The 22,873-nt window shown below is 65.4% G+C and carries 19 protein-coding genes; 15 read left to right on the top strand and 4 right to left on the bottom strand.

The window, feature by feature from the left end; all coding sequences use genetic code 11:
- Window positions 1-4: 4 nt before the first annotated feature.
- The 3 genes from ACYQ1H_RS08805 to ACYQ1H_RS08795 are packed head-to-tail and all read right to left on the bottom strand — an operon-like array spanning window position 5 to window position 4,584.
- The gene (locus ACYQ1H_RS08805; RefSeq protein WP_460027669.1) at window positions 5-1,393 is read right to left on the bottom strand and encodes an ABC transporter permease; all 1,389 of its coding nucleotides are present in this window, start codon (window positions 1,391-1,393) and stop codon (window positions 5-7) included.
- Window positions 1,394-1,396: 3 nt separating this feature from the next.
- A complete protein-coding gene (locus ACYQ1H_RS08800; protein WP_460027668.1) occupies window positions 1,397-2,374 on the bottom strand; it encodes an ABC transporter permease in 978 nt (325 codons plus the stop codon).
- Window positions 2,371-4,584, bottom strand: coding sequence for an ABC transporter substrate-binding protein (locus ACYQ1H_RS08795; protein WP_460027667.1), 2,214 nt, complete (start codon window positions 4,582-4,584; stop codon window positions 2,371-2,373). Before ACYQ1H_RS08795 ends, ACYQ1H_RS08800 begins: the two co-directional genes overlap by 4 nt.
- 184 nt (window positions 4,585-4,768) lie before the next feature.
- Between ACYQ1H_RS08795 and ACYQ1H_RS08790 the strand changes: the two genes are divergently transcribed.
- From ACYQ1H_RS08790 to ACYQ1H_RS08765, 6 genes are read left to right on the top strand one after another with little or no spacing between them, the layout of a single operon-like run.
- Window positions 4,769-5,272, top strand: coding sequence for an OmpH/Skp family outer membrane protein (locus tag ACYQ1H_RS08790; RefSeq protein WP_460027666.1), 504 nt, complete (start codon window positions 4,769-4,771; stop codon window positions 5,270-5,272).
- A gap of 54 nt (window positions 5,273-5,326) precedes the next feature.
- Complete coding sequence (gene fabZ, locus ACYQ1H_RS08785; protein ID WP_460027665.1) at window positions 5,327-5,767, top strand: 3-hydroxyacyl-ACP dehydratase FabZ; 441 nt, start codon at window positions 5,327-5,329, stop codon at window positions 5,765-5,767.
- Window positions 5,764-6,534: an acyl-ACP--UDP-N-acetylglucosamine O-acyltransferase gene (gene lpxA, locus ACYQ1H_RS08780; protein ID WP_460027664.1), complete on the top strand. Its 771-nt coding sequence runs from the start codon at window positions 5,764-5,766 to the stop codon at window positions 6,532-6,534. Before fabZ ends, lpxA begins: the two co-directional genes overlap by 4 nt.
- 42 nt (window positions 6,535-6,576) lie before the next feature.
- Window positions 6,577-7,152 carry a ribonuclease HII gene (rnhB, locus tag ACYQ1H_RS08775; RefSeq protein ID WP_460027690.1) on the top strand — a complete coding sequence of 192 codons (576 nt, stop codon included), beginning with the start codon at window positions 6,577-6,579 and terminating at the stop codon, window positions 7,150-7,152.
- Window positions 7,149-7,820, top strand: a complete 672-nt coding sequence (locus ACYQ1H_RS08770) for an MOSC domain-containing protein (protein ID WP_460027663.1) — start codon at window positions 7,149-7,151, stop codon at window positions 7,818-7,820. The genes rnhB and ACYQ1H_RS08770 overlap by 4 nt, the downstream gene beginning before the upstream one ends.
- On the top strand, window positions 7,817-8,263 hold the full coding sequence (locus tag ACYQ1H_RS08765) for a methyltransferase family protein (protein ID WP_460027662.1): 447 nt from the start codon (window positions 7,817-7,819) through the stop codon (window positions 8,261-8,263). Before ACYQ1H_RS08770 ends, ACYQ1H_RS08765 begins: the two co-directional genes overlap by 4 nt.
- A gap of 133 nt (window positions 8,264-8,396) precedes the next feature.
- Here ACYQ1H_RS08765 and hpnH read toward each other — a convergent pair whose 3' ends face one another.
- The gene (gene hpnH, locus ACYQ1H_RS08760; RefSeq protein ID WP_460027661.1) at window positions 8,397-9,500 is read right to left on the bottom strand and encodes an adenosyl-hopene transferase HpnH; all 1,104 of its coding nucleotides are present in this window, start codon (window positions 9,498-9,500) and stop codon (window positions 8,397-8,399) included.
- 323 nt (window positions 9,501-9,823) lie between these two features.
- On the opposite strand from hpnH, the gene ACYQ1H_RS08755 reads away from it, so the two are divergent.
- The 9 genes from ACYQ1H_RS08755 to ACYQ1H_RS08715 all read left to right on the top strand — a co-directional run.
- On the top strand, window positions 9,824-10,882 hold the full coding sequence (locus ACYQ1H_RS08755; RefSeq protein ID WP_460027660.1) for a phytoene/squalene synthase family protein: 1,059 nt from the start codon (window positions 9,824-9,826) through the stop codon (window positions 10,880-10,882).
- Window positions 10,883-10,949: 67 nt separating this feature from the next.
- The gene (shc, locus tag ACYQ1H_RS08750) at window positions 10,950-12,920 is read left to right on the top strand and encodes a squalene--hopene cyclase (RefSeq protein ID WP_460027659.1); all 1,971 of its coding nucleotides are present in this window, start codon (window positions 10,950-10,952) and stop codon (window positions 12,918-12,920) included.
- Between the two features lie 2 nt (window positions 12,921-12,922).
- Window positions 12,923-13,669: a phosphorylase family protein gene (locus tag ACYQ1H_RS08745; RefSeq protein ID WP_460027658.1), complete on the top strand. Its 747-nt coding sequence runs from the start codon at window positions 12,923-12,925 to the stop codon at window positions 13,667-13,669.
- Window positions 13,666-16,317 carry an MMPL family transporter gene (locus ACYQ1H_RS08740; RefSeq protein WP_460027657.1) on the top strand — a complete coding sequence of 884 codons (2,652 nt, stop codon included), beginning with the start codon at window positions 13,666-13,668 and terminating at the stop codon, window positions 16,315-16,317. The genes ACYQ1H_RS08745 and ACYQ1H_RS08740 overlap by 4 nt, the downstream gene beginning before the upstream one ends.
- 45 nt (window positions 16,318-16,362) lie before the next feature.
- Entirely contained in the window at window positions 16,363-17,751 is a 1,389-nt protein-coding gene (locus tag ACYQ1H_RS08735; RefSeq protein ID WP_460027656.1) for an aspartate aminotransferase family protein, read from the top strand.
- Window positions 17,752-17,914: 163 nt separating this feature from the next.
- Window positions 17,915-18,298: a copper resistance CopC family protein gene (locus tag ACYQ1H_RS08730; RefSeq protein ID WP_460027655.1), complete on the top strand. Its 384-nt coding sequence runs from the start codon at window positions 17,915-17,917 to the stop codon at window positions 18,296-18,298.
- A 19-nt stretch (window positions 18,299-18,317) separates the two neighbouring features.
- Complete coding sequence (locus ACYQ1H_RS08725; RefSeq protein ID WP_460027654.1) at window positions 18,318-19,994, top strand: copper resistance D family protein; 1,677 nt, start codon at window positions 18,318-18,320, stop codon at window positions 19,992-19,994.
- A gap of 59 nt (window positions 19,995-20,053) precedes the next feature.
- Complete coding sequence (gene argA / locus ACYQ1H_RS08720; RefSeq protein ID WP_460027653.1) at window positions 20,054-21,367, top strand: amino-acid N-acetyltransferase; 1,314 nt, start codon at window positions 20,054-20,056, stop codon at window positions 21,365-21,367.
- Window positions 21,368-21,957: 590 nt separating this feature from the next.
- Window positions 21,958-22,873: 7TMR-DISM family protein (locus tag ACYQ1H_RS08715; RefSeq protein WP_460027652.1), on the top strand; the 916-nt coding region annotated here is incomplete at its 3' end.

Raw genomic sequence — 22,873 nt, 5'->3', positions numbered from 1 at the left:
GGGACTAACCGCCCCGGCGCGGGTCGAAGGCATCGCGCACCGCATCGGCGAACAGGTTAGCCGGCAGCACCAGGGCGAACATGAAGGCGAAGGCCGCCGCCAGCGACCACCAGACCGCCGGCTCGCGCGCCATTTCCAGCCGGGCGCCGTTGATCATGTTGCCCCAGGATTCGGTCGTGGGGTCGACGCCGATGTTGACATAGGACAGCACCGCCTCGGCCAGCACCAGCGAGCTGAAGTCCAGCGCCACCGAGATCAGCACCAGGTGGAAGAGATTCGGCAGGATATGCCGAACCAGGATCCTGGGCTGGCTGACGCCCAGCACGCGGGCGGCCTGGACATACTCCAGCTCGCGCAGCTTCAGGGTCTCGGCGCGCAGGAGGCGGCACAGCCCGGTCCAGGAGGTCAGGCCGAGAATCAGGCACAGCGCCAGCAGGCGGAAGTCGGCGCGGGCCGCGAGACTCGCGAACTCCGCCTCGTGCCGGGCCATGTGGGTCTGCATGACCAGCATCGATGCCGCGATCAGCAGCACGCCCGGCACGGAATTCAGCGTGGTGTAGAGGTACTGGATGACATCATCCACCCAGCCCCGGAAATACCCGGCAAGGATGCCCAGCAGCAGCGCCAGCGGCAGGGTGGCGACCGTGGTGAGGGTGCCGATGAGGATGCCGGTGCGGATGCTCTTGAGCGCCTGATAGAGCACATCCTCGCCCACCTTGCCGGTGCCGAGCACGTGATAGCCCTGGCTCAGGCTGCCGATCATGCCGGCGCCGAGGCAGAGCAGCAGCAGCGTCAGGGCCATGGCGCGCCAGGGCACTTCGGTGCGGCCGAGGACGCAGGCGCGCAGAACACCAGCCGCGCCGGCACCTCGCCACAGCACGGGCAGCGCAGCAGCGCCGAGCAACGCCAGCCAGGCCAGCCCCCCCCACGCCAGCCCCTCGCCGGTCAGCCGGCCGGCATCACCCCAGCGCTGGCCCTCGGGGTCGTCCAGCTGCCGGCCACCGAACCGTAGCCTCGGATAGCGCCAGCGCTCGCGGCCATCCGGCTCGCGCACCATCTCGCGGGCGTGGGCATAGGCCGCCAGGGGAGCGGAATAGGTCTTTTCCTGGCCCTCCCGGAGAGGCGTCAGCACCAGATCCAGCAGGGTCAGCGGCTCACCGATGGCCGCAGCCTCGCCAAGGCCGCGGGCGCCGGCCGGCAAGCGGATGGAATCGAGGACCGCCAGCAGCAGGTAGGCCAGCAGGATGACCAGCGAGATCATGGCGCTGCGGCTGCGGGCCACCTTGCGCCAGGGCCGGCGCAGGTGTTCCTGGCCCCGGCTGCGCACCGCCAGGAGCAGCATCCCCGCCAGCATCAGGAAGAACAACAGATCGGTCGGCAGCAGTATCGGCATGGCTCAGTTGAACTTCACCCGCGGGTCGACCAGGGTGTAGGAGATATCGGTCAGCAACAGGCCGAGGATGTACAGCACCGAGCCCAGGAACACCATCGCGCGGACGATGGCGAAATCCTGCTGATTGATGGCGTCCAGGGTATAGCTGCCGAGCCCCGGGATGGCGAAGAAGGATTCGGTGATGAGGCTGCCGGTGAACAGCAGCGGCAACACGACGACGACGCCGGTCAGGATCGGGATCATGGCGTTCTTGAGCACGTGGACGAACAGCACCCGCGGCTCGGACAGGCCCTTGGCGCGGGCGGTGCGCACATAATCCTTCTCGACCTCCTCGAGAAACAGGGTCCGATACCAGCGCACGCCGGAACCGATACCGGCGACGACGCCGATCAGCACCGGCAGCAGAACGAACCGCCAGGCCTCGCGACCGCCGTCGTAACCCGAGATCGGCACCAGCAGCAGCAACTTGCCGAACAGATATTGCCCGCCGATGATGTAGAACAGCGTCGAGACCGACATCAGCGCCACGCACAGCGCCGCCCCCCAGAATTCCAGGTAGGTCAGACGAAAGAACACCAGGAGCAGCGCCAGACCGACATGCACGCTCAGCCCGATGACCAGCGAAGGCACGGCGATGGCCAGCGACGGCCACATGCGCTGGCGGATGTCGGCGCCGATGTCGCGGCCGGCGTCGGAGCGACCGAAGCGGAACGCAAACAGCCCCAGGGACTTTTGCCAGAAGATGGTCTGGGCCAGCCGGCCGCTCCCCGCGGCACCGGCGTTCCAGAACAGCGGCAGATCATAGCCGCGCTCGTGCTTCCACTTGGCGATACCCTCGGCCGTGACATGCTTCTGGCCCAGATGCATGCGTGCCATGTCATCCGGCGTGTTGATCACGAAGAACAGCACAAAGGTCAGGATATTGATGCCCATCAGCAGCGGCAACGCATACAGCAGCCGGCGGATGAGGTAGGCGGTCACGACAGGGCTCCCGCCCGGAGGCGCCGGCGATAGAGGCGCCAGGCCGGCGCGATCAGGCCGACCAGCAGCGCCAGTCCCAGCCAGAGCGGCCAATAGAGCGGCCGGTTCCAGGCCATGCGCCGGGCGGCACGCAGCGGCGCATCGATCCGGAGGTACTTGAGACCGTTGTTGGCCATCAGGTTGGGCTTGAAGTTGCGGTACCAGGCATGGCGCAGGCTGAAGCTCTTGGGGTGAACGCCGAAAACCCAGGGGGCATCGTGACGGACGATGGCCTGCAAACGCTGGATCAATTCAAGACGCTCGGCGCCGTCGGGCAGGCCGCGCATGCGACGGAACAGGCGGTCGAACGCGGGATTGCGGTAGTTGGCGGCATTCTCGCCCCCTTTGTCCACCTTGACGTTGTCACCGAACAGCAGGAAGAAGAAATTCTCGGGATCGGGGTAATCGGCGTTCCACCCCCAGCGGAACAGCTGGGCATTGCCGTTGGCCATCTTCTGCTGGAACTGGTTGTAGTCGGTGGTGCGCAGCACCAGCTGGATACCCAGTTTCGCCAACTGCTTGCGGTACCAGTTGAGCATGGGCTTGTCGTCGACGCCGGACGAGGTGGTGTCGAGGTACAGCACCAGGGCCTTGCCGGTGGCCGGATCAATCCCGTCGGGATAACCGGCCTCCCGCATCAGCTGGCGAGCCACGCCCAGATCCTTGCGCCGAGGCACGCCATCGACCCAGTCGTAGACATGGGGATTGAGGCCCGCCGCGCCCGCCTCGTAGCCGAACAGGCCGGGTGGCAGCATGCCCTGGGCGGCAATGCCGCGGCCGTTCATGAAGATGGCGATGAACTCCTCCTCGTCGATGGCGATGCTGATCGCGCGGCGCAACGCGCTCTTCGGCTCCTCCAGCCCGCCCACCACCGGATCCAGCATGTTGAAGCCGAGGTAGAAGATGGAGGCCGTGACCGCGGTCTGCAGCACGATGCCCCGCTCGCGCATCTCCGGCGTCAGTTCGGCGTTGCCGACACCGCTGAACTGTATGGCCTGGTCGAAGTTGTCCGAGGCCAGGCCGGAGGCATCGTAATAGCCCTGCAGAAACTTGTTCCAGTAGGGGATGGTTTCCTTTTCCAGAACGAAGACCACCCGCTCGATGAACGGCAGGCGCCGGCCCGCGTCGGCCAGCAGGCCGGCCGCCGCATCGTCGGCCTCGCCCTCGGCCGGATAGCGCTCCTCATGAAAAGACGGATTGCGCGCCAGCACCATGCGCCGGTTGGGATTGTTCTCGATCAGCCGGTAGGGCCCCGACCCGGCCGGATACCAGTCCAGGCTGATGTTCTTCTCGGCAAGGCCTGGCTGGGCATAAAAGGCATCGACCTCCCAGGGCATGGGCGCGAAGAACGGCATGGCCAGCCAGAAGCGGAACTGCGGATACTTGCCGCGCAGACGGATGCGCAGGTGGCGATCGTCGAGGACCTCGACGCCGGCCAGGGGATAGGCTCGCAAATCGAGCCAGCCACGGCGATCGGCATCGCGCCCGGCGTCGCGGACCAGATACTCGCCGAGCTCGCGCAGGCCGACGATGTATTCGGCCATCATCTCGGCAATCGGCGAATGCACGGCGGGGTGCGCCAGCCGCTTGATCTGGTAGGCGAAATCGGCCGCCGTAACGGAACGGGTGGCGGCCGGACCAAGGTCGGCGAGGGTCTGGACGCCGCCGAGTTGCGCGGCGGTCAGTCTCAGGTTGGGGTGATGGCCGCCGGCATCCTGCGCGAACGCCGGGTGCGGGGCATAGCGGAGATCGGGCCGCAGCACGATGTCGTAGACGCTTTCGACCACAGCCTCGTCCGGCGCATCGTCCGGCAGCAGCCGCCCCTCCGCGTCGAGCAGCCGCACCTCGGGCAGGCGGCTGGCCGCCAGCGGCGAAAGCTCATAGGGCCGCCGGAGATAATGGTATTGCAGCAGCGGCTCGTAGATCTGGGCGATGATCTCGTATTCGTTGGCGCTGTAAGCCCGCGCGGGGTCCAGGTGCTTGGGCCGCTCCTCGAACGAGCGGTAGAGGGTGGCGTCCAGCGACGCCCCGGCAGGATACGGGTTGTTGGGCGGGCTGCCGCAACCCGCGAGCCACAGCAGCCCGCCGCCCAGCGCCATGACCAGCCAGCCGCGCCCCTGCGCAAGCGGGACATGGGGCGGGCATCGGCGACGGACAGGATGACCAGACATGCCCGGATTATATGCGAACCCGCCCGCGCGCCCTGGATGCCGGATCAGCGGGACAAAACCTGACCCTGTCATCGCCCGGCCTTAGGCAGTTCTTGTATAATCGGGGATGTTGTTGTCTCAAGCGCCTCGCCCAGGGCCTGTGCGGCCAAACCGTTCCGTGATCCAAACCTGTCAGGTATCCCTCATGTCTAAAAAGTTTCTTGCCGGCTTCTGTGGTCTGATGCTGTGCGGCAACCTTGCCGCCGCCGAACTGAAGGTCGGGGTTGTCGACCTGCGCAAGCTGGTCGACCAGTCCGCGCAGAGCCAGAAATCCCAGGCCGACCTCAAGAAGGAATTTCAGCCGCGCGAAAACAAGCTGGTCAACGAGCAGAAGGAGCTCAAGAAACTCGAGGAAAAGCTGGAAAAGGACATCGCCACCATGAGCGAAGCCGAAAAGCGCAAGATGGAGAAGGATCTCATCGACCGGGGCCGCGAATTCAAGCGCGCCATGGACGAGATGCGCCAGGATTACGGTCTGCGCGCCAACCAGGAGATGGCCAAGATCCAGAAGGTCGTGCAGGAAGCGATTCAGTCCGTCGCCAAGGAACAGAGTTTCGATCTGATCCTGGTTGACGGTGTCGCCTATGCAAAGGAAACCCTGAACATCACCGGCGAAGTCGAGAAGAAACTGGGCGGCGGCAAGAAGTAGTCCCGCGCCCGACCGCTGCCCCGATCAACCCACTCCCCTCTAAAGGTCCTGCCGTTGGATATCCAGGAAATCAAGGAATACCTGCCTCACCGTTACCCTTTCCTGCTGGTCGATCGGGTACTAGAAGTGGAACCCGGCAAGCGCCTACTTGCCATCAAGAACGTCACCTACAACGAACCGTTCTTCACCGGCCACTTCCCCGCCGTGCCCATCATGCCCGGTGTCCTCATCATCGAGGCCCTGGCGCAGACGACCGGGCTCCTGGCCGGTCGCTCGGTGGAGGGCCTGATGGGCAAGGGCCGCACATACTACCTGGTCGGACTGGACAAGGTTCGCTTCAAGCGTCCGGTGGTGCCGGGTGACCAGCTGAGACTGGAAGCCTGCTATCTGCGCCACAAGCGCAACATCTGGGCCTTCGAGTGCCGGGCCGAAGTCGACGGTGAATTCGTGGCCAGCGCGGAAATCATGTGCGCGGCGGCGGAGCAGAGCGCTTGATACATCCCTCCGCGATCGTCGATGCCGGCGCCGACATCGCCGACGGCGTCGACATCGGCCCCTTTTCCATCATCGGCCCGGAGGTCCAGATCGGGCCGGGCACGGTGATCGGGCCGCATGTCGTCATCCGCGGACCAACCCGGATCGGCTGCGGCAACCGCATCTTCCAGTTCGCCTCGGTGGGCGAGGATCCCCAGGACAAGAAATACCGCGGCGAAATCACCCGTCTCGAGATCGGCGATCGCAACGTCATCCGCGAATACGCCACGCTGCATCGCGGCACCCTGCAGGACAAGGGAGTCACCCGCATCGGCAGCGACAACCTGCTGATGGCCTATACCCACGTCGCCCACGACTGCATCATCGGCGACGGCGTGATCATGGCAAACGGCGCCTCGCTCGCCGGCCATGTGACCGTGGACGATTACGCCATCCTCGGCGGTTTTTCCCTGATCCACCAATTCTGCCGCATCGGTCGGCACAGCTTTTCCGGCATGGGCAGCGTCATCAGTCGCGACATTCCGCCCTATGTGATGGTTGGCGGCAGCCCGACGCGACCGCGCGGCATCAACAATGTCGGCATGGAGCGGCGAGGCTTCGAGCCGGAGGCCATCCTGCAGGTCAAACGAGCCTTCAAGCTGATCTACAAATCGCGCCTGAAGCTGGAAGAGGCCATCGAGAGTCTGGCCGCCATGACCGAGCTAGCGCCGGAAATCCAGCCGATGGTCGACTTCCTTCGGCAAAGCGGGCGCAGCATCATCCGCTGAATCGCAGGGCGCGACTTCGACATGGACATGCCCGGGTCGGCAATTGCCCCGCTCACGGCCGGGTTCGACGAGGCGGGTCGCGGCTGCCTGGCCGGCCCGGTTCTCGCCGCCGCGGTCATTCTTGCCCCTGGCGTATCGATCGCGGGACTCACGGACTCCAAGAAGCTGACGCCACGGCAACGCCTGTCGCTGGCCGAGGAAATCCGGCAGACAGCCGTCGCCTGGGCGCTGGGCCGCGCCGAACCGCAGGAAATCGACGCCTACAACATCCTTCAGGCCTCGCTGCTGGCCATGCGCCGGGCTCACGATGCACTGGCCGTCAGGCCGGAGCAGGCCCTGATCGACGGCAGCCATGTCCCCGCGCTCCCCTGCCCCGCCCGGGCGATCGTCGGCGGCGATCTGACGGAACCCGCCATCTCCGCGGCCTCGATCCTGGCCAAGGTGGCGCGCGACCGGGAGATGGTGATTGCCGACGCCCTCTTCCCGGGCTATGGCTTCGCCATCCACAAGGGCTACCCGACACCGGCGCACCGCCGGGCACTGGCCGAGCGGGGTCCCTCGCCCCTGCATCGCCGCTCCTTCCGTCCCGTACAGGCAGCGCTGAGGGCAACATCATGATGCAGGTCCTGAGCGTGAACGTGAGTATTGCCAAGCGCCTGCGACACGGTGATCGGGAGATCGAGACCGGCATCGACAAGCAGGCGGTCACGGGCCCCGTCAGCGTCGCCACCGGGGGACTTGCGGGCGATGTGCAGGTCGACCGGAAGCATCACGGCGGCATCGACAAGGCCGTCTATGTCTATACCGAGGAAAACCGGCGCTATTGGGCCGAGCAACGCAACGAGGCAGTCTCTCCACCCGGCCGCTTCGGCGAAAATCTGACCGTGACCGGCATGCCGGACGGGAATGTCCACATCGGCGATGTTTTCGCCATCGGCAGCACCGTCCTGCAAGTCACCCAGCCCAGGGTTCCCTGCCACAAGCTCGGCATCCAGTTCGGCGAACCCGAGTTCGTCGGCGCCTTCCTGGTTTCCGGCCGCGCCGGCTTCTACCTGCGCGTGCTGGAAGAAGGTATCGTGGAGGCCGGCGACATGATCCGCCTCGTCCGCCCGGACCCGGCAAGCGTTTCCATTCGCGACGCGATGCAAGCCCTGATCAAGGGCCCCCACCAGGTGGAATGGATGAGGCGGGCCCTGGCGGTCGCAGCGCTGTCCGATGCCTGGCGACAGGACCTGACCCGGCGACTGGCGTCCGCATGCATCCCCCCAAGACAGGAGTACCCGTGAACAAGCTGCATCTCTTTCCTCCCCCGCTGGTCGCCTTGCTGCTCATCGGGGCGGCCTACGGCGCCAACCAGGTTTTCCCGGGCCTTGAACTGTTGCCAGCGACCAGCGGTGGCTTCGCCTGGCTGGCCGCCGGGCTGGCGCTGTCGGCATCGGCCGCCTGGCAGTTCCGGCAACTGAAGACCACGGTCCTGCCCTACGGCACACCGAGCCAGCTGGTCACGCTGGGCGCCTATCTGTGGACCCGCAACCCCATGTACCTGGGCATCCTGACCGCCCTGATCGGCCTCGCGTTCTACATCGGGACCCTGCCATTCTGGCTGGTGCCGCCGGCCTTCTTCCTGATCATCAACCGCATCCACATTCCCTACGAGGAAACGCGCCTGACCGACATCTTCGGCGAGGACTATTCGCGCTATACCCGGGACGTGAATCGCTGGCTCTAGCCTCATCAAGCCCAGACACGGCCGAAGATCGCCGCGCCCCCCCCAAAAAGCCAAGGGCGGCGGCATGAAAAAGCCGGCACTCCCCGCGAGGGAGGATGCCGGCTTTTTGTCGATCAGCCGGAGAGGGCGCCGCTCAATCCACGGCCTGGATGGAAATCGTCCGCCGCGTCTTGGCCGTCGGCTGCGTCTCGTATTCCGGCACCGGCTCTTCCGCCATGGGGCCTGCGGTACGCGGCCCCATCAGGGAAACCCAGGCCGCCTTGAGCGGGTGCTTCATGGCGTCCTCCACGGCCGAGGCCTCGTAACCGCAGTGCGCCATGCAGTTGGCGCATTTCGGGTTCTTGGCGTTGCCGTACTTGTCCCAGGGAGTTTCCTCCATCAAGGCCTTGAATGACGGTGCATAGCCCTCGTCCACCAGCAGATAGCATGGTTTCTGCCAGCCGAACACGTTGCGGGTCGGATTGCCCCAGGGCGTGCAGTTGTAGCTCTGGTTGCCGGCCAGGAAATCCAGGTAGAGGCTGGAATGATTGAGCTGCCACTTGCGGCCGCGCCCCAGCTTGAAGACATCGCGGAACAGCTGCTTGCTGTCGCGCATCTTGATGAAAATATCCTGCTGCGGCGCATGCTCGTAGCTAAAGCCCGGCGCGATGGTGGTGCCCTCGACGCCCAGTTCCTTGCAGTAGTCGAGGAAAGCGGCGATTTCCGGCGCCGTCTCGCCCTGGAACAGGGTACAGTTGACGGTCACGCGGAAGCCGCGGCCAATAGCCAGCTTGACGGCGTCCACGGCGCGCTCGAAGACACCCGTCTGGCAGACGGAGGCATCGTGACGCTCCTCGTTGCCATCCAGATGAATCGAGAAGGTCAGATAGGGAGAGGGCTGGTAGTCGTCGATGCGCTTCTTCAGCAGCAAGGCGTTGGTGCAGAGATAGACATACTTGCCGCGCGCGATGATGCCTTCGACCACCTGGGGCAGCTCCTTGTGCAGCAGCGGCTCGCCACCGGCGATCGAGACGATGGGCGCACCGCACTCGTCGACGGCCGCCAGGCATTCCTCCACGCTCAGACGCCGGTTGAGGATCTCGTCGGGGTAGTCGATCTTGCCGCAACCCGCGCAGGCCAGATTGCAGCGGAACAGGGGCTCGAGCATGAGCACCAGCGGATACTTTTTCTTACCCGCCAGCTTCTGCTTGATCAGGTACTTGGCGACAGTGAATTGCTGCCGTAATGGAACGCCCATATGACCTCCAGATAAAAAAATTCGTCGGCTGCGCTTCCCGCGGGAAGCCATGTCCGGCCGGTATCGACGCAACCCGTGATTATGGCGACACCCGGCGCCGGGTGACAAGCCAGAAGCCGCTTTCAATAAGCCAAGCGTAATCCTATAGCGCAGTTGTTTTTTTCTCAACTGCTTTTAGCCAAAAAAGCAACAGAACTTGACGAAAACCACAATAAAGTTAGAATTCGACACCGTGCGCAAGGTGTGCGCGCGTCGTTCATTCAGCCATGACCGACGACGAAAGCCAGGCCAATCAAAGACTTGAAGGAAACCGCTTTCCACTCATGAGCGCGAGCATCCCGCCGATCACACCCCCGTTACTCGATGATCTAGACGACGACGCTTTTCAGGATCACCTGCTGCAAGGGGTGTCGCGCACCTTCGCGCTGACGATTCCCCAGTTGCCGCCGCCGCTGGCAAGACCCGTGGCCAACGCCTACCTGCTCTGTCGCATCGTGGATACCATCGAGGACGAGGTAGCGCTCGATTCGCCGCAGAAACGACAGTTCTGCCACCATTTCGCGCAAGTGGTGCGCGGCGCGTACCCGCCGGAACGCCTGAGCCAGGACCTTGCCCCCCTGCTCTCCACCACGACCCTGCCCACCGAGCACGAACTGATCGGCGTCATCCCGCGCGTCCTCCGCATCACCCATGAGCTCGATGCCGAACAGCAGGACACGCTCGCCCTGTGCGTGGAGATCATGGCCCGCGGCATGGCCGAATTCCAGGATCGCGACCTTCGGCACGGGCTGGCCACGCTCGCCGAGATGGACAGCTACTGTTACTACGTCGCCGGCGTGGTCGGCGAAATGCTGACCCGCCTGTTCTGTCATTATTCCCCACAGATCGCCGCGCATCGGGACGAGATGATGCAACTGGCCGTCTCCTTCGGCCAGGGGCTGCAAATGACGAACATCCTGAAGGATCTCTGGGACGACCATGACCGCGGGGTCTGCTGGCTGCCGCAGGATGTCTTCGACCGCACCGGCGGATTCCCGCTGGCGGAGCTTCGCCCGGGCCATGACGACCCGCGCTTCCGGGCCGGTTTCCGGGAACTGATCGGCATCGCCCATGGACATCTGTGCAACGCGCTGCGCTACACATTGCTGATACCGCCACATGAGGCCGGCATTCGCGAATTCTGCCTGTGGGCACTGGGCATGGCCGTGCTGACCCTGCGCAAAATCGCCCGGCACCCCGATTTCCGCGCTTCCGCCGAGGTCAAGATCACCCGCCGCGCGGTCAAGGCCACCATCCTGACCAGCCGGCTGTTGCGCTCAAGCAACGCCGGTCTCAAGACCGCCTTCGCCGCCGCGGGCATGGGCTTGCCTGCCGCGCACTAGGCCGGCCGCAACCAAATTCACATCGCAACCGTACTGAGAAGCCAACCAAACAGGGGACATCTCAATCATGTTCAAAGATCATCAGGACCCGTCCGAAAATCCCGCCTACCTCCGGCCATCCTACAGCCGCGAGACGGGTGACCCCGTGGAGATCGCCGTCAAAAAGGCGCGGGATTACCTGCTCGACCAGCAGCACGCCGAGGGCTACTGGGTTTTCGAGCTGGAGGCCGACTGCACGATCCCGTCCGAGTACATCCTGATGATGCACTTCATGGACGAGATCGACACGGCATTGCAGGACAAGATCGCCGTCTACCTGCGCCGGCACCAGAACGCGGACGGCAGCTACTCGCTGTTCACCGGCGGCCCCGGCGACATCAGCTGCACCGTCAAGGCCTATTACGCGCTCAAGCTGGCCGGCGACGACATCCACAGCCCGCACATGACATTGGCCCGCGAGTGGCTGCTCGGCCAGGGTGGGGCCGCGCGGGCGAACGTGTTCACCCGCATCATGCTGGCGATGTTCCGGCAGGTACCCTGGCGCGCCGTCCCCTTCATTCCCGTCGAGATCATGCTGCTACCCCGGTGGTTCCCCTTCCACCTGGACAAGGTCGCCTACTGGTCGCGCACGGTGATGGTGCCGCTGTTCATTCTGTGCAGCCACAAGGTCAGCGCGCGCAATCCCTCCGGCATCGGCATACGGGAACTCTTCAGCGTCGATCCGGAACTCGAGCGCAACTACTTCTCCCATGTCAGGACGCCGCTCGGCAAACTGGTCCTGGGGCTGGAGCGCGTCGGCTTCGCGCTGGAGCGCTTCATCCCGGGCAGCCTGCGCGCGCGCGCCACCGCCAAGGCCCGCGACTGGTTCATCGAGCGGCTGAACGGCGTCGACGGCCTGGGCGCGATCTTCCCCGCCATGGTCAACGCCTACGAGGCGCTGGACTTCCTCGGCTTCCCCCCGGAGCACGAATACCGGCGCATCGCCAGGGAGTCCATCGAACGCCTGCTGGTCATCAAGGAAGACCATGCCTACTGCCAGCCCTGCGTCTCGCCGATCTGGGATACCGGGCTCAGTAGCCTGGCGCTGCAGGAATCGAACAGGATCGAGCACGACGAACGCACCCAGGCCGCCATCACCGCCGGTCTGCGCTGGCTGACCAGCAAGCAGCTGACCGACCATCCCGGCGACTGGCGGGTCCGCCGGCCGGATGTCGAGGGTGGCGGCTGGGCCTTCCAGTTCGAGAACACCCATTACCCCGATGTCGACGATTCGGCGGTGGTGGCACATGCCCTGCTGCAAGCGGACAGCGACGAATTCGCCGAGGCCGTTCGCCGCGCCGGCAACTGGATTGCCGGCATGCAGTCCACCGGCGGCGGCTGGGGCGCCTTCGATGCCGACAACACCTATCACTATCTCAACCACATCCCCTTCGCCGACCATGGCGCCCTGCTCGACCCGCCCACCGCGGATGTCAGCGGCCGCTGCCTGATGTTCCTGGCCAAGCTGGCGGAACAGCGCCCGGACTACCGGCCGGTGCTGGACGCCGCGCTGGACTATCTGCGCAGGGAGCAGGAGACCGACGGCTCCTGGTTCGGCCGCTGGGGCACCAACTACATCTATGGTACCTGGTCGGTCCTGGTGGGCTTCGAAACCGCCGGCGTGCCCCAGGACGACCCCGCCATGCGGCGTGCCGTAGCCTGGCTGAAGAGCATCCAGTGCAGCGATGGCGGCTGGGGCGAGGACAATTTCACCTATCACGATCCCAGCGTCGGCAAGCGCGGCCGCTTCCACACCAGCATGGCCTTCCACACCAGCCTGGCCCTGCTGGCCCTGATGGCGGCGGGCGAGGTCAACTCGCCCGCAGTCGCGGCCGGCATCGACTACCTACTGCGCACCCAGGGCACCGGCGGTCACTGGCATGACCGCTACTTCAACGCGCCCGGCTTCCCCAAGGTTTTCTACCTGAAGTACCACGGCTACGACAAGTTCTTCCCGCTGTGGGCCTTGGCCCGTTTCCGCAACGAACGTCACCGCTGACGGTGCCCTCGATCGGCATTGTCGTCGCCCTGCCGGCCGAAGCCAGGAGTCTCGTCCGCCGGCGGCTGGGATTCGAAAGCCTGCACGCGCTGCCCGGCGGGCACTGGCTGACCGTATCCGGGGCCGGTCCCGAGCGCGCCCATGCCGCAGGTGCGCGGCTCATCGAACGGCGCGTCTCGGGGCTGATCAGCTGGGGCTGCGCCGCCGCCCTGGTGGATTCCCTGCAACCGGGTCACCTCGTGCTCGCCGAAACCGTCGTCGATGAGACCGGCGATTGGCACGCCACCGACCCGGTCTGGCGGGAGCGCCTCGCGCGGAACCTGCCCAGCGAGGTGAACGTTCACGGCGGTCCGCTGCAGGGCAGCCGGCAGGTGGTCGACAGCCGCGCGGCCAAGGCCGCGCTGCACGCCGCCACCGGCCACGCCGCGGTGGACATGGAAAGCGCGGCCATCGCCCGCCTCGCCCGCCGGCACACGCTACCGTTCCTGGCGGTTCGCGCCATCGCCGACGATGCCGCCATGGCGCTCCCTGACGCCGTACTCCGCGCCCTGAACCCGCGCGGCGATGTCCGCATGACCACCCTGCTCGGCCAGCTTGCCCGTCGCCCCGCGCAGCTCGGCGAGCTGCTGGCGCTGGGCCGCGCCTTTGGTGCCGCCCTGTCGACGCTGCGGCAGGTGCGCCACGCCAGCGGTCCCGATTTCCTTTTCCCCCCGCCCCCGGGCGCCGCCACACATCGAGACTCCCCATGAGCCGCTCCTCGGATCGTCTTCTCAGATACGCGATGCAGTGGTGGGAGGCCAATTTCATCCGCCATCCCTGGCTGGTCATCCTGCTGTTCGTCGTCGGTTGCGGGTACACCCTGCAGTACACGATGAACAACCTGAAGGTGAACACCAACACGGCCGACGTCATCTCGCTGGACCTGCCCTTCCAGCGCCACCGGCTGGCGCTGGAGAAGGCCTTCCCCCAGGATATCGGCACCGCACTGCTGCTGGTGGAGGGCAAGACGCCCGAGGCCACGGCAGCCGCGGTCCGCCAGATCGCCGAGCAGGCGCGGCGCGACACCGCCCACTTCAGCGCCGTCTACGTGCCGGACGCGGGTCCGTTCTTCACCCGCAACGGCCTCCTGTACCTGGGGCTGGACGATCTCGAAAAGCTTACCGGCCAGCTGGCCAACGCCCAGCCCTTCATCGGCCGCCTGAGCGAGGACAACACCCTGCGCGGCCTGTCCGGCATCGTCGGCGAAGCGCTCGACGAAACCGAGCAGAGCGATCTGTCGATCGCACTGGACCCGCTGCTGGCCAAGCTGGCCGAGTCCGTCGATGCCACCCTTGACGGCCATCCCCATCGCCTGTCGTGGCGGCAGCTGATGGCGCCGGAAGCCAGCAGCGGCCTCGGTTTCACCAAGCGCCTGATTCTCGTCAAGCCGGTCCTGCATTACGAAGAGGTCATGCCGGCCGAGGAATCGATCGGCGCCATCGACGCCATTCTGGCCAACACACTGCGGGGCGAACTGGCCGAGGTCAGCGTGCGCAAGACCGGCGAGGTCGTGTTGGAGCACGAGGAGATGCAGACCATCAGCACGGGTGTCTCGATCGCCAGCGTGGCCTCCCTGGCGCTGGTCTGCCTGACGCTCTGGGTCGCCTACCGTTCGGTGAAACTGGTTTTCGCGACCTTTGTTTCGCTGACCATGGGGCTAATCTTTTCCCTCGGTTTCGCCACCGTCGCCATCGGCCAGCTGAACCTGATCTCGGTGGGGTTTGCCGTGCTGTTCATCGGTATGGGCGACGCCTATTCCTCGCATTTCTGCCTGCGCTACCGGGAACTGATCCTGGAGGGACACGACCAGCGCTCGGCGCTGCAGGAAACGCTGACGTCCACCGGCTCGGCCCTTATCCTCAGCGCCATCACCGGCGCCATCGGGCTGTTTGCCTTCATCCCGACCAGCTTCAAGGGGGTCGCTGAGCTGGGCATCATCGCCGGCACCAGCATGTTCATCGCCCTGTTCACGACCTTCACCGTGCTGCCGGCACTGATGAAGATCATGCCGATACACCCGCCCAAGCGCCGCCCCGGGAAGCCCCAGCGAACCCCGCCGCCGCGGGAGCGAAACTACTCCAACTGGCCCCTGCGCTATGCCGGAACGGTGCGCGTGGCCACGGTTGTCCTGGCGCTGGCCGCCGCCGTGGTATCGCTTGGCGTACAGGTGGATTTCAACCCGGTCAATCTGCGCGATCCCAACACCGAGTCCGTGCAGACCTTCAAGTATCTGTTGCAGTCCGAGGATACCTCGCCAATGACCCTGGCCTCGCTGGCCCACAGCGCCGAGGAGGCCAGCCAGCTGGAGGAACGTTTCAGGCAACTGCCGACGGTCGACCGGGTGATCAGCCTTCAGGATCTGATTCCGGAGGACCAGGCGCAAAAGCTGGCGCTGATCTCCGACCTGTCGCTGATGATGGGGGCCCAGCTCGACACCTTTCCCGAGCCGGCTGCCGGTGGCGCCACGCTAGAGGCCGTCGACAGGTTGCACGCGGCGGTTCGCCGGGCCTTGGACCGTGAGTCGCAAATGGCTGTGCTGACGAAACTGGACACGTCGCTGAGCCGGCTGGAAGAACGGCTGCGTTCGGCATCGCCGGATGCCGCCCAGGGGTTGCTGAATACCCTGCAGGACAGCCTGCTCGCCTGGCTGCCCGGCGTGATCCATGAACTCGGCGCCAGCCTCGCCGCCGAACCCGTCACCCGCGCCACCCTGCCCGCCGATCTGGTCGAGCGCTGGGTCAGCCCCGAGGGGCTCTACCGCCTGCAGGTCTACCCCCGGCAGGATCTCAACGAACTGAAAAACCTGCGTGCCTTCATCCTCGACGCGCAACGGGTGGATCCCGATGTAACGGATCTGCCGGTGACCTACCTAGAATCCATGAACGAGGTCATCAAGGCCTTCCAGCAGGCCTTCAGCATCGCCTTCCTGGCAACAACGGTGGTGCTGCTGCTGATCCTGCGCAACATCAAGGATACTCTGCTGGTCCTGCTGCCGCTGTTGCTGGCCTCGCTGTTCACGGCCGCGTCCACGGTCATCCTGAGGGTACCGTTCAACTTCGCCAACATCATCGCCCTGCCGCTGCTGTTCGGCCTCGGCGTCGACAGCGGCATCCACATGGCGCACCGGCTGCGCGAGATCGAGAAGCACGGCGGCAACCTGCTCGACACCAGCGAGGCCCAGGGGGTTTTCTATGGTGCCCTGACCACGGTGTTCAGCTTTTTCAGCCTGGCGCTCACCAGCCACCGGGGCACGGCGAGCATGGGTCTGCTGCTGTCGATCGGTCTGTTGCTGACCCTCGTCTGCGCCCTGGTGGTACTGCCGGCCTTCAGCCAGGCACGAACCCGCGCCGTCCGCTGATCGTGTAAAATTCGCCGTTTAATCAGACACTTCGAGCCCATCGCCATGTCCACCTACATCGCCGGTCTACTCCGGGATCGCGCCGGCCAGAACTTCAGCCTGCACGAGGAGCATCTGAATACGCAGATGGTGCGCGTGCTCAAGGCCATCGGTTACGACCGCGTCTACACGAGAGGGCAGGGCCCCTATCTGTACGACAATCAGGGCCATGAATACCTCGATCTGCTGAGCGGCTTCGGCGTCTATGCCCTGGGCCGCAACCATCCGACCGTCATCCAGGCCTTGCAGGACGTCCTGACCAGCGAACTGCCGGACATGGTGCAGATGGATGTCTCGCTGCTCAGCGGCCTGCTGGGCGAGGCGCTGCTCCAGCGCTGCCCGGAGCGGCTGACCAAGATGTTCTTCTGCAACTCCGGCACCGAGGCGGTCGAGGCCGCCATCAAGTTCGCGCGCTACACCACCAAGCGCGACCGGATCGTCTACTGCGAGCATGGCTACCATGGCCTGACCATGGGCTCCCTGTCGCTGAACGGCGAGAATGTCTTCCGCGAGGGCTTCGGCCCCCTGCTGCCGGGCTGCGCCGCCGTGCCCTTCAACGATCTGGCCGCGCTGGAGCAGGCGCTGGCCGGCAAGGATGTCGCCGCCTTCATTGTCGAGCCGGTCCAGGGCAAGGGTGTCAACCTGCCCAGCGACGACTACCTGCCCGAGGCTGCCCGCCTCTGCGCGCAGTACGGCACCCTGTTCGTCGCCGACGAGATCCAGTGCGGCATCGGCCGCACCGGCAAGTTCTGGGCGGTCGAACACTGGGGCGTCGAACCCGACATGATCTGCATGGCCAAGGCGCTGTCCGGCGGCTTCATCCCGGTCGGCGGCGTGGCCATGAGCAGCCGGGTCATGGAGGCCGTGTTCAACCGCATGGACCGCGCCGTGGTGCACGGCTCGACCTTCTCCAAGAACAACATGGCGATGGCCGCCGGGCTGGCCACGCTCAAGGTGATCGAGGAGGAGAAGCTGGTCGAGAATGCCGCCCGCCGGGGTGACGAACTGCTGGCCGGCATGCGCCAACTGGTCGACAAATACGAGCTGTTCCAGGCCGCGCGCGGCAAGGGCCTGATGATCGCGCTGGAGTTCGGTTCGCCGAAGAGCCTGTCGCTCAAGGCCGCCTGGACCATGCTGGAGGCTGCCAACAAGGGGCTGTTCAGCCAGATGATCACCATCCCGCTGTTCAAGAACCACCGCATCCTCAGCCAGGTGGCCGGGCACGGCATGAACGTCGTCAAGTTCCTGCCACCGCTGGTCATCGGCGACAGGGATCGCGACTGGATCCTGGCCGCCCTCGACGAGGTCATTGCCGACTGCCACAAGGTGCCGGGCGCCATCTGGGACCTCGGCAAGACGCTGACCGGCCATGCCCTGAAATCCAAGGCAGGCTGAGTCGCCGGAACGATCAAGCCCGAGCCATCCGTTGGCGCGCCGCCCGAACAGCGAAGGTCTCGACCGCGACCGCCGGCGGACCTGCCCGGAATCGCCCCGCGCATCGGCCGTGCGTCCGGCCGGTGCGTCACCTCTTCCGCCTCATGCCTACAGGTATCCACCCATGACACGTTCCCCAGCGTCCCGCGCCCTGCCTCTGATCGCCGCCCTGCTGGCCCCGGGCCTCTTGCCGGGGCTGGTGACAAGCGCGCAGGCCCATGCCGTGGTCACCGAGTCGTCGCTGACCCAGGAGCCGATCAAGCCCGGTCACGCCACCACCGTCAAGCTGCTGTTCAACGCCAACGTCGAGCTGTCGCTGTCGCGCGTCTTCCTGGTCAGCAAGGGCGATGTCTTTCATCCCGCCGAGATCGCCCATGGCAGGAAGCCGGGCGAACTGCTGATCAAGCTGCCGCCGCTGGAACCCGGCGACTACGCCATCAAATACAAGGTCTTCGCCGCCGATGGGCACCTGACCGAAAACAACATCCGTTTCCACGTCGCCCCCTAGCCCATACCGGAGTTGCGGCATGTACATGCAAGGCCTTGCCAATTTCATCGACGATTTCCTCGGTGGGCTGATCCTGATCGGCTATGCGCTGGTTGTCGGCAGCCTGTTCTGGAACGCCGTCATCCTCAAGGTCTGGTCCAGCCAGCCCGGCGTGAGCCCGGCCATCGTCCGCCGCGCCGTGGCCATCCTGCGTTTCGGTGCCATCGCCCTGGCAGCCATGCAGGGCGCCAAGCTCCTCATCAAGGGGATGGTGCTGTGGGGCGTGCTGGGCGAACTGCCCGTCCAGGCCTATGCCGGTACGGTACAGTTCCAGGCCGGACTGGTCCGCTTCCTTCTGGCGCTCGTCATCATCCGGGTCAGCGGCCAGCTACAGCGACAGCCGACCAACCGCCAGCAGTGGAACCTCCTGGCCGGGCTGTGCCTGCCCCTGGTCGTCGCCGGTGCCTGGCTGGTGCACGCGGTCGGCCGTTTCGAACACCGCGAACCGCTGATGGCGATCACCATCCTGCACCAGCTGGCCGCGGCGATCTGGTTCGGCGGTGTGGCCCAGCTTCTGGGGCTGTGGCGGCTGGGCTATCAGGACGAGGATGCCCGGCTGTTCTGGCCGCCCGCCATCGTCCGCTTCGGACTGCTGGGCATTGCCTCGGTGGAGCTGCTGCTGTTGACCGGCCTGCCGCTGGCGGTGAACTACGTCGCGTCCTGGAAAGGCCTGTTCGGCACCGGCTATGGCAGTCTGGTGGTGACCAAGACCCTGCTGCTGTTCGTGGCGCTGGGTTTCGCCCTGATCAACCACCTAGCCGGCAAGCGCTGGCAGGCCAGCCAGGAAAGCGGCGCGCTGAAGCGCAAGGTGCCCTACTACATCGAGGCGGAAACCTTCATTCTCGTCGGCATCCTCTTCATCGCCGCGACACTGTCCTCGCAGCCGCCCTCCGAGGACATCACCGGCAATCCCGAGCTGACCGCCAGCATCCCCGAGGTGGTGGAGATGTTCACCCCGCGGCTGCCGAAGATCCATTCACCCACGCACGAGCAGCTGATCGCCGGCGAAGCCGGGCGCGTCGCGGTCGTGGACAAGGTGCCTTCGGTCGCGGCGACCGAATGGTCGGACTACAACCACAACATCTCCGGCATTTTCCTGACCGTGATGGGCCTGGTGGCGTTCCTGTCCTACCTGCCCTCGCCGGCCTTCCGCTGGGCGCGCTACTGGCCCATCGGTTTCGTCGGCCTGAGCATCTTCCTGTTCTTCCGCAGCGATGCCGAGACCTGGCCGCTGGGTCCGATCGGCTTCTGGGAAAGCACCTTCGGCAATGGCGAGGTCTTCCAGCACCGCATCGCCACCCTGCTGGCCTTTGTGCTCGGCGTGCTGGAAATCCGTGCCCGCACCCGTCCCGACTCGACCCGTCTGCGCTACATGTTCCCGATCCTGGCGGCCTTCGGCGGCATCCTGCTGCTGACCCATGCCCACGCCGAGTTCGAACTCAAGAGCGAATACATCATCCAGTCCACCCACACGACCATGGGTCTGCTGGCGGTCCTGGTGGCCACCGGCCGCTGGCTGGAGCTGCGGCTGGCGCCGGCCGAGGGACCGACCGACGGCTCGGTCATGGGCGAAGGGACCGTGGCAGGCCTGATCGCCATCCTGTCGATGTTCCTGATCGGCAATATCATGATGTTCTACCGCGAACCGCTGTTCTGAACGAAGACTGTGACAGCCACGCGCGCCCCGGCGGCATCCGGCTAGCGCCAGGGAGGGACGTGGACATTCCCGCCTACGTCAGCTGGTTCCGCGGCGCCGCCCCCTACATCAACGCTCACCGCGGCAAGACGTTCGTCATCTATTTCGGCGGGGAAGCGGTCGCCGACGAACGTTTCCCCACCCTGCTGCACGATTTTGCCCTGCTGGAAAGTCTCGGCATCCGGCTGGTACTCGTCCATGGCATCCGCCCGCAGATCGATGCCCGGCTGGCGGAGCGGCAGCAGTCGGCACGCTACCATGCAGGGCTGCGGATCACCGACGCGGCAGCCCTGGCCTGCGTGAAGGAGGCCGCCGGCACCGTCCGCGTCGAGATCGAGGCGCTGCTGTCCATGGGACTGCCGAATTCGCCGATGGCGGGCGCTCGCCTCCGCGTGGCCTCCGGCAACTTCGTCACGGCCCGGCCGCTCGGTGTGCGCGATGGCATCGACTACCAGCACACCGGCGAGGTCCGCCGCATCGATGCCACCGGCATCCGGGCGGCACTGGACCGGGGCGACATCGTGCTGCTGTCGGCGGTGGGCTACTCGCCGACCGGGGAAATCTTCAACCTGCGCTCCGAGGAAGTGGCGACCGCCGCGGCCATCGCGCTGCAGGCCGACAAGCTGCTGCTGCTGGGCGAGGAAGACTGTACCGCCGGTACCGGCGGGAAACTGATCCGCCAGCTGACCACCGACGAGGCCAATCGTCTGCTGGCCGCGGAGCAGGGCCTCAACACCGGCGTCAGACCGGACATCGAGGCCGCCACGCGCGCCTGCACCCAGGGCGTGGCGCGCGCGCACTATCTGAACTGGCGCGTCGACGGTGCCCTGCTGATGGAGCTTTTCACCCGTGATGGCGTCGGCACCCTGATCAGCCAGGCTCCCTTCGAAACCATGCGTCCGGCCCGGGTCGGCGACGTGCCCGGCATCCTGGACCTGATCGTGCCCCTGGAGCGACAGGGCGTGCTGGTGACACGATCCCGCGAGCGCCTGGAAAGCGGGATCGGCGACTACCTCGTCATTGAGCGCGATGGCACGGTCATCGGCTGCGCGGCGCTGCATGCCCACCCTGAAGCAGGCATGGGCGAACTGGCCTGCCTGGTGCTGCACCCGGATTACCGCCGCGGGGAACGGGGCACCAGACTCCTGGCCCACATCGAAACGCTGGCGACGCGCAGCGGCCTGCGGCGCCTGTTCGTGCTCACCACCCAGACCGCCCACTGGTTTCGCGAGCGCGGCTTCGAACCCGCCGGCGTCGGCGATCTGCCGCCGAGCCGCCAGGGCGCCTACAACAGACAGCGCAATTCCAAGGTACTGATCAAGACCCTGGGATAGGCCAACCTGGCCAGGTCATGGGGCCCGCGTCCCACCATTCCTCCTCACGTCATCCCCGTTCCAGCGACAAGGCAGGCGCCCACACGCGCGCCTGATGCCCAAAAGACAGCGGGCCTCCCTTGAGCCGCCGGCGCTGGCCGATCATCACAGCAAGCCGGCAAGGACCAAGCGGGGCAGGGCCCCGATCCGTGCCGCGGATGACTCCGCCTCCCCTCACGAAACCCGTGTTGCTGGCGACAGCAGCGATCCGAACGGCCTGACCGGATAATCCCGCCCTCGGTGATGCGGTTGCCCGCTGGACGTTATTCAGCTCGACCTTAAAAAATAAAATAACCACGTTATGCTGATAACAAAAAATGCACACTTGCATAACATGAAGAAATCATACATATATGCATACTATACAATAAATCAAAAAACAAAAATAATTGGCACAAAAAAGTTTTTTTATTTTTTTGCCATAATCCTGTCAATTCCTTACATTTATACCAAATAAAAGGCAGTCTAAATTAAAATAAAAATAGCATAGAGAAAACAATCAGGATGTGTCGCCGCAAAACAAGCAAACAGTTAACCGCGCAGGGTTGATCATGTTGGGATTCAGCCTGCTGTCCGGGATGCCACCGCCGATTTGGCCGGAATCGTCGCCGCCGAGCATCATCAATGCGGCGGCCATCCGGGAGGGAGTCGCCTTGCCCGGATCGCTGGAGATACTGGAGGACCCCTCTGGACAACTGGATCTGCGGGGCGCCATGGCAGCCGCGGAGCGGCACTGGAACCAGCCCAAGGGGAATGTGCTGCCGCTGGGTTACTCCACCTCGGCGTGGTGGCTACGGGCAAGACTGGCAAACCCGACGGACCGCCCCATCCAGCGCATACTGGAGGTAGGCTGGCCCTTGGTGAGCCGGATCGACGCCCACCTCCTGCTGGATGGCTACCCGATCGCCAGCCTTGCAACCGGCGACCAGCTGCCGTTCGCCACGCGTCCGTTGGCGGCCCGGACCTTCGCCATCCCGCTGACCATCCCACCCGGAAAGTCGGTCACCGTGGCTGTGCGGCTGGCCATGGCCTGCGGCACGTTCGAGGCAGTCCCCCTGCGGCTGTGGGAGCGGACCGCCTTCGCCGATGCCCAGCAGCGCGAAAACCTGATGTTCGGCATCTATTTCGGCGCCATTCTGGTGCTGCTGCTCCATAGCGGCCTGCGCTTCGCCGCCTCCCGGGACCGCAACCTCCTGTACTACGCCCTCTACCTGGCATGCTTCGCCTGCTGGTACGCCGGGTCGCGGGGGCTGGGTTATCAGTATCTGTGGCGCGATGCCACGTGGCTCAACCAGCAGTCCCACCTGCTCCTGCCGGCCCTGCAGCAGGGTTTCGCGACACGCTTCGTCACCGGCTTCCTGGAAACCCGGCGACGCCAGCCGAAACTGCACCCATGGCTGCTGGGGCTGACGGCCCTGATGATCCTGCCCATCGGTGCAGCAATAGCCTGCCAGGCGGGGTTCCAGG

The sequence above is a fragment of the Methyloparacoccus murrellii genome (assembly GCF_054657115.1).
The sequence above is the reverse complement of the archived record's forward strand: the minus strand, read 5'-3'. Positions and strand labels throughout refer to the sequence as shown.

Coding starts and splice junctions, on each gene's coding strand:
- ACYQ1H_RS08770 (WP_460027663.1), top strand. CDS start 7,149: ATGATGCAGGTCCTGAGCGTGAACGTGAGTATTGCCAAGCGCCTGCGA.
- shc (WP_460027659.1), top strand. CDS start 10,950: ATGTTCAAAGATCATCAGGACCCGTCCGAAAATCCCGCCTACCTCCGG.
- ACYQ1H_RS08735 (WP_460027656.1), top strand. CDS start 16,363: ATGTCCACCTACATCGCCGGTCTACTCCGGGATCGCGCCGGCCAGAAC.
- ACYQ1H_RS08730 (WP_460027655.1), top strand. CDS start 17,915: ATGACACGTTCCCCAGCGTCCCGCGCCCTGCCTCTGATCGCCGCCCTG.
- ACYQ1H_RS08725 (WP_460027654.1), top strand. CDS start 18,318: ATGTACATGCAAGGCCTTGCCAATTTCATCGACGATTTCCTCGGTGGG.
- ACYQ1H_RS08740 (WP_460027657.1), top strand. CDS start 13,666: ATGAGCCGCTCCTCGGATCGTCTTCTCAGATACGCGATGCAGTGGTGG.
- ACYQ1H_RS08790 (WP_460027666.1), top strand. CDS start 4,769: ATGTCTAAAAAGTTTCTTGCCGGCTTCTGTGGTCTGATGCTGTGCGGC.
- ACYQ1H_RS08795 (WP_460027667.1), bottom strand. CDS start 4,584: ATGTCTGGTCATCCTGTCCGTCGCCGATGCCCGCCCCATGTCCCGCTT.
- hpnH (WP_460027661.1), bottom strand. CDS start 9,500: ATGGGCGTTCCATTACGGCAGCAATTCACTGTCGCCAAGTACCTGATC.
- ACYQ1H_RS08755 (WP_460027660.1), top strand. CDS start 9,824: ATGAGCGCGAGCATCCCGCCGATCACACCCCCGTTACTCGATGATCTA.
- ACYQ1H_RS08805 (WP_460027669.1), bottom strand. CDS start 1,393: ATGCCGATACTGCTGCCGACCGATCTGTTGTTCTTCCTGATGCTGGCG.